Genomic DNA, 6,021 nt, shown 5'->3' with positions numbered 1-6,021 from the left:
ATGGTAGACAAGGTCAAAATCAAATGGCTTATAACAGATGTGTAGGTACAAGATACTGTGCTAACAACTGTCCTTATAAAGTGCGTAGATTTAACTGGTTCTTGTATAATAACAATGATGAGTTCGATTTCCATATGAATAATGATTTGGGTAAAATGGTTTTAAACCCAGATGTTAATGTTCGTTCTAGAGGGGTTATTGAAAAATGTTCGATGTGTATTCAAAAAACACAAAAGACTATTTTAGATGCCAAACGAGATGGAAGAATAATTGAGGATGGAGAGTTTCAAACCGCATGTTCTTCAGCTTGTAGTAATGGAGCCATTGTATTTGGTGATGTTAATGATGAGAAGAGTAAAGTGGCAGAATTAAAGGAGAGTGACCGTATGTATCATTTATTGGAGCATGTCGGTACTCAACCAAATGTTTTCTACCATGTTAAGGTTAGAAACACCAACGAAGCATAATCAATAGTAGAAAGTAATTATAACAAAAGTCTATGGCGTCGCATTACGAAGCACCTATACGTAAACCTCTTGTAATTGGAGACAAAGGCTACCACGATGTAACAGTGGATATTGCCGCTCCTGTAGAAGGAAGAGCAAATAAGCATTGGTGGATAGTTTTTTCCATTGCCTTAGTGGCATTTCTTTGGGGAGTAGGTTGTATAATTTATACGGTCTCTACCGGTATCGGTACATGGGGTCTTAACAAAACTGTTAACTGGGCTTGGGATATTACCAACTTTGTTTGGTGGGTAGGTATTGGTCATGCCGGTACATTAATTTCAGCGGTGCTTTTATTATTCCGTCAGAAATGGAGAATGGCAATTAACCGTTCCGCGGAAGCAATGACAATTTTCTCGGTTATTCAAGCGGGTCTTTTCCCAATTATACACATGGGTCGTCCTTGGTTGGCATATTGGGTCTTGCCTATACCAAATCAATTTGGTTCATTATGGGTAAACTTTAACTCACCGCTTCTTTGGGATGTATTTGCTATCTCAACATATCTATCTGTATCTTTAGTATTCTGGTGGACAGGTTTGCTTCCGGATTTCGCAATGATTAGAGATAGGGCTGTTTTGCCTTTTCAGAAAAAAATATATAGCTTATTAAGTTTTGGATGGACAGGTCGCGCTAAAGATTGGCAGCGATTCGAAGAGGTGTCATTGGTACTTGCTGGTTTAGCAACTCCATTGGTATTATCCGTACATACTATTGTATCTTTTGACTTTGCAACCTCGGTTATACCAGGATGGCATACAACTATCTTTCCACCGTATTTCGTTGCTGGGGCTATTTTCTCAGGATTCGCAATGGTGAACACATTATTGATTATAATGAGAAAGGTGTGTCATTTAGAAAATTATATAACCATACAGCATATTGAGTTAATGAACATCGTAATCATGCTTACCGGTTCTATTGTGGGTTGTGCCTACATTACAGAGTTATTCATGGCATGGTATTCTGGTGTTGAATATGAACAATATGCATTCTTGAATAGAGCTACCGGACCTTACTGGTGGGCATATTGGTCAATGATGACTTGTAATGTTTTCTCTCCACAGTTTATGTGGTTTAAGAAGCTAAGAACTAGTATCATGTTTTCTTTCTTTATTTCTATTATTGTAAACATTGGAATGTGGTTCGAAAGATTTGTGATAATTGTAACGTCTTTACATAGAGATTACTTGCCATCGTCTTGGACAATGTTCTCTCCAACATTTGTGGACATCGGTATATTTATCGGAACAATTGGGTTCTTCTTTGTTCTCTTTCTTTTATATGCAAGAACATTCCCTGTTATTGCTCAGGCAGAAGTGAAATCTATTTTGAAGGCTTCAGGAGAGAAGTATAAAAAACTAAGAGATGCTGGTAAACCTTTATATCAAATCTCAACGGCAAAGACGGTAGTGAAAGAAACAATTACCGATGATGTTATCATGGGAGAAGTTAAGCCTCTTGTTGATGATAAAGTTGGAGTGTCTGATTTGTTAAGTGCAGTTGGTACATTTGATGCAACAACAGAACAAGCTGATAATTTGAAAAAGGTGAAAGGTATTGGTCCGCAAATGGAAGCAACCTTGAATCAAATAGGGATTTTCACATTTGCCCAAGTAGCCAGAATGACTGAACGTGAGTACAATTTGTTAGATTCAATTACAGGTTCGTTCCCAGGTCGAGCGCAGAGAGATGATTGGGCAGGTCAAGCAACTATATTATTAAATAACAAAAGATAAATATGGCATCTAAAGTTATACATGCTTTTTACGACGATGATGATGTACTTATGCTTGCCGTTAAAAAGGTAAAAGCAGCTAAGCATCATATTGAAGAGGTATATTGTCCTTTTCCAGTACATGGATTGGATAAAGCTATGGGATTAGCTCCAACAAGAATAGCTATAACTTCATTCTTATACGGTTGTGTTGGTCTTGCGGTTTCGGTATTAATGATGAACTACATCATGATAGAAGATTGGCCTCAAGATATTGGTGGTAAGCCTAGCTTTAGCTACATAGAGAATATGCCAGCATTTGTACCGATAATGTTTGAATTAACTGTGTTTTTTGCAGCTCACTTAATGGTTATCACTTTTTATCTTAGAAGTAGATTATGGCCATTTAAACAAGCTGAAAATCCAGATGTAAGAACAACGGATGACCATTTTTTAATGGAGATTGAAATCCATGATAATGAGCAAGAATTAAAAGATTTGTTAATGGAAACTGGTGCAGTTGAAATTAATGTATCAGAAAAAAACAGTCATTAAATATGAACAGTTTTAAAAATATAGTAATGGTATTCGCTTTGGTTTTAGTGGCAACTTCTTGCCATGATAAAAGTGAACGGAATTATCAATATATGCCTAATATGTATGAGCCTGTGGGCTATGAGACTTATGGGGAGGCAAATCTTTTGCCAAATCAATCAGAAGCCTTATTGCCTCCTGCGAATACTATCAATAGAGGATGGTTGCCTTACGAAATTGAAAACTCACCTGAGGGAAAAGAGTTGGCGAGATTGCAAGGAAGTCCATTAGATTCAATGAATATTGAAAAGAATTTAACTAATGGAGGTCAATTATATACTATTTATTGTGCAATATGTCACGGTGATAAAGGCGATGGTAAAGGAACCTTGGTAAAGAGAGAAAAGATATTGGGTGTTCCAAGTTATGCTGATCCAGTTAGGAACCTAACGGTAGGTTCTACCTATTACACAATTCATTATGGATTAAATTCTATGGGATCTTACGCTTCTCAAATGAATACAGAAGAAATGTGGCAAGTATCGGAATATGTAATGCAATTGAAACAAGATTTAACCAAATAATAGGTAAACAATACTATGTATACGTTTTCAAATAGACTTAAAATAGCTTCCATTATTCTAATGATTGTAGGTGCATTAGGAATCATTGGTGGATTTGTTATGGCTCCTGGAACTATAGCGGAGGCAAAGGCCATGGTAGCAAGTCATGACGGTGGTCATGGTGATGCACACGAAACTGAAGCTGCACACGCACCAAAAGAAAATGATCATGCTGTTGCTGATACACATGGTGAAGAACATGATTCTTCTCATGATCAACATCTATTAGATCAATTAAAAAATAGGCCTTGGGCTGCATTATATGTAGCGGCATTCTTTTTTATGATGATATCATTAGGTGTTTTAGCCTTTTATGCTATACAACGCGCTGCGCAAGCAGGTTGGTCGCCATTACTCTTTAGGGTGATGGAGGGAATAACATCTTATTTGGTTCCTGGGGGAATTATTGTTTTTGTAATACTTCTACTTTCGGTATTACATATGAATCACTTGTTCATCTGGATGGATGCTGATGTAGTTGCAGATGATGCTTTATTACAAGGTAAGTCTGGTTATTTAAATCCTACTTTCTTTTTAATTAGAGCCGCAATATTTTTAGCTGGATGGATAGGATATAGGGAATATTCAAGAAAATTGTCATTGGCTCAAGATGAGTCTGATGATAATTCAAACTTTAAATTAAACTTTAGAATTTCTGCTGGTTTCTTGGTATTTTATTTAATATCAGAATCTATTATGTCTTGGGATTGGATAATGAGTGTTGAGCCACATTGGTTTAGTACGTTATTTGGTTGGTACATCTTTGCAAGTATGTTCGTATCTGGTATTACTGTTATTGCAATGGTTACTATTTACTTGAAATCGAAAGGGCATTTGCCAGACGTTAATAATAGTCATATTCATGATTTAGCAAAATTTATGTTCGGTATCAGTATTTTCTGGACATATCTATGGTTTTCACAATTCATGTTGATTTGGTACTCGAATATTCCTGAAGAGGTAACATATTATATAACTAGAATTGCAGATTATAGGATGCCTTTCTTTGGTATGGTAGCTATGAACTTTTTGTTCCCTGTACTATTATTGATGAATAGTGATTATAAGAGAATTAATTGGTTCGTTATATTGACAGGTATAGTAATTCTTGCAGGACATTATATGGATATATTCAATGCTATTATGCCATCAACTGTTGGTAAGAACTGGTATATTGGAATTCCTGAAATTGGTTCAGTACTATTTTTTGCAGGGTTATTTATATTTTGGATTTTTAGAGCGCTTTCAACTGCTCCCTTACAACCTAAGAGAAACCCGTTTATAGAGGAAAGCAGACACTTTCATTATTAATAGATAAGTAAAGTATAACATTTATATATACGATGACGACATTATTGACTTTAGCTGTTCTTGTTCTTGTAGCGATTGCCATTTGGCAGTTGACTAAAATATTTGAATTGTCACAGCTTAAAACTACCCAGCACCAAATAGCTACAGACAGCGACAATAAGAATAACGGTTACATGTTATTCGCATTTTTAGTTTTCATATATGGAATTACTATTTTCAGTTTTTGGAAATATGGTAAATTCTTATTGCCAGAAGCTGGGTCAGCTCATGGAGAAGAGTACGATAGTTTGATGCTTGTTTCTATGGTGATTATTTTCATTGTACAAACTATTACACAGGCATTATTACACTATTTTGGATATAAGTACAGTGGAAAGAAAGGTCAAAAGGCATTGTTTTATGCTGATAATGATCGTTTAGAATTTATCTGGACCATTATACCGGTTATTGTTTTGGCGGGTCTTATTTTATGGGGTCTTTATACTTGGACAAGCATTATGGACGTCAATGATGAGGATGATCCTTTAATTGTTGAGTTATATGCCCAACAATTTAATTGGACGGCTAGATATGGCGGTGGTGATAATGTTTTAGGTGGTGCTAACGTAAGAATGATTGATATTGATAAAGCAAATGTTCTTGGTTTAGATGAATCAGATTCATATGCTCATGATGATGTTATTGTAAAGGAACTTCATTTGCCAGTAGGTAGGAAAGTTAACTTTAAAATGCGTTCACAAGATGTTTTACATTCTGCTTATATGCCTCATTTTAGAGCACAAATGAACTGTGTGCCTGGTATGGTGACAGAATTTTCTTTTACACCTATATACACAACGGAGGAGATGAGATTAAATCCAGATGTTGTAGATAAAGTGAAAAGAACAAATAAAATTCGTGCAGAAAAATCCGCTAGTACTGGAGAAGTTATTGATCCATGGGAATTTGATTATATTTTGCTATGTAATAAGATTTGTGGAAAATCTCATTATAATATGCAGATGAAAATCATAGTTGAATCTGAGAAAGATTATAATGAGTGGATGAAAGGGCAATCAACTTTTGCTGAGACAGTTATGAAAGATGATTCTCAACCCGCTTTTAATATGGTAGAATCTGTACAAGTGGAGGAGTAATTCAGTATTGCTCGAATAGAAAAAGGCTATAATAAGAAAATTAATAAAATAAAGATTACGATTATGTCAGCAACAGCACATGCACATGTAGATGATCACGCACATGACGATCATGGACATCATCATCATAAAGAAACTTTTGTAACAAAGTATATCTTTAGTCAAGACCATAAAATGATTGCTAAACAATACCT

Annotated in this window: 5 protein-coding genes and 1 pseudogene; all 6 read left to right on the top strand. The window is 35.4% G+C overall.

The genetic code is table 11. From position 1 onward, the window contains the following. Nucleotides 1-467, top strand: a pseudogene (locus tag AACZ41_RS18005) (quinol:cytochrome C oxidoreductase); the annotation flags it as partial. A gap of 32 nt (nt 468-499) precedes the next feature. Then, nucleotides 500-2,245, top strand: coding sequence for an NrfD/PsrC family molybdoenzyme membrane anchor subunit (nrfD, locus tag AACZ41_RS18000; RefSeq protein WP_339630006.1), 1,746 nt, complete (start codon nt 500-502; stop codon nt 2,243-2,245). Between the two features lie 2 nt (nt 2,246-2,247). Further along, nucleotides 2,248-2,778 carry a DUF3341 domain-containing protein gene (locus AACZ41_RS17995; protein ID WP_339630004.1) on the top strand — a complete coding sequence of 177 codons (531 nt, stop codon included), beginning with the start codon at nt 2,248-2,250 and terminating at the stop codon, nt 2,776-2,778. A gap of 2 nt (nt 2,779-2,780) precedes the next feature. Continuing rightward, nucleotides 2,781-3,341 (top strand): cytochrome c, encoded by a 561-nt coding sequence (locus AACZ41_RS17990; protein WP_339630002.1) that lies wholly within the window; start codon nt 2,781-2,783, stop codon nt 3,339-3,341. Between the two features lie 15 nt (nt 3,342-3,356). Further along, the gene (locus AACZ41_RS17985; RefSeq protein WP_339630001.1) at nt 3,357-4,691 is read left to right on the top strand and encodes a quinol:cytochrome C oxidoreductase; all 1,335 of its coding nucleotides are present in this window, start codon (nt 3,357-3,359) and stop codon (nt 4,689-4,691) included. A gap of 32 nt (nt 4,692-4,723) precedes the next feature. Continuing rightward, complete coding sequence (locus AACZ41_RS17980) at nt 4,724-5,827, top strand: cytochrome c oxidase subunit II (RefSeq protein ID WP_339629999.1); 1,104 nt, start codon at nt 4,724-4,726, stop codon at nt 5,825-5,827. The last annotated feature ends 194 nt before the right edge of the window (nt 5,828-6,021 follow it).

The organism is uncultured Maribacter sp. (assembly GCF_963974015.1).
Classification (GTDB): domain Bacteria; phylum Bacteroidota; class Bacteroidia; order Flavobacteriales; family Flavobacteriaceae; genus Maribacter.
Note: the sequence above shows the minus strand (reverse complement) of the source record. Positions and strands in the feature narration are given on the sequence as shown.

Excerpts from the sequence above, each read along its gene's own strand:
- nrfD (WP_339630006.1), top strand. The coding sequence starts at position 500 with ATGGCGTCGCATTACGAAGCACCTATACGTAAACCTCTTGTAATTGGA.
- AACZ41_RS17990 (WP_339630002.1), top strand. The coding sequence starts at position 2,781 with ATGAACAGTTTTAAAAATATAGTAATGGTATTCGCTTTGGTTTTAGTG.
- AACZ41_RS17980 (WP_339629999.1), top strand. The coding sequence starts at position 4,724 with ATGACGACATTATTGACTTTAGCTGTTCTTGTTCTTGTAGCGATTGCC.
- AACZ41_RS17995 (WP_339630004.1), top strand. The coding sequence starts at position 2,248 with ATGGCATCTAAAGTTATACATGCTTTTTACGACGATGATGATGTACTT.
- AACZ41_RS17985 (WP_339630001.1), top strand. The coding sequence starts at position 3,357 with ATGTATACGTTTTCAAATAGACTTAAAATAGCTTCCATTATTCTAATG.